This window comes from Seonamhaeicola marinus (assembly GCF_008085455.1).
In genome coordinates this window covers 1-615 of the sequence record NZ_VSDQ01000355.1, presented here as the reverse complement: position 1 = coordinate 615, position 615 = coordinate 1, and the positions used below count along the sequence as shown (strand labels likewise).

The window sequence follows — 615 nt, the reverse complement described above, 5'->3', positions numbered from 1 at the left end:
GTAACGGTATAACACATACATACAATAAACTAATTTTAGCAACCGGAAGTAGAGCTTTTATACCTAAAGATGTACAAATAGATTTGCCTGGGCGTTTTACCATGCGCAATAAAATTGATGCAGATAAATTTAAAGCGTATTTAGATGCTACAGGTTTGCCGCCTGAAGAACAGCATGTGGCTATAGTTGGTGGTGGTTTATTAGGTTTAGAGTTGGCAGCGGCCTTAAAACATAAAAATGTAAAAATAACCATTATACAAAGAGCATCACGTTTAATGGAGCGTCAATTAGATAAGGTTTCTAGTAAATTACTAGCCTTAGATGTACAAGAACGTGGTATTCAAATTTATTTTGATAATGAAGTTAGTACGGTGTTTGATGATGACGATACAGGTGAATTAAGTATAAGCTTAAAAAGTGGAAAAATATTTACAGCCAATGCCATTGTATATGCCATAGGTACAAGGCCAAATATTGAAATAGCTAAAGAAAATGGTATTAAATGTGGTAGAGGCGTTATTGTAAATCAGCACATGCAATCTTCAAATCCTAATATTTTTGCCATAGGTGAAATTGCTGAATTTAACAATCAGTTATTCGGAATAACATCTGCAG

The 615-nt window shown here is 33.8% G+C and carries 1 protein-coding gene; it reads left to right on the top strand.

The genetic code is table 11. The features are described from left to right. A partial coding sequence (locus FUA24_RS04905) for an FAD-dependent oxidoreductase (protein WP_187388172.1) occupies nucleotides 1-615 on the top strand: 615 nt, incomplete at both ends.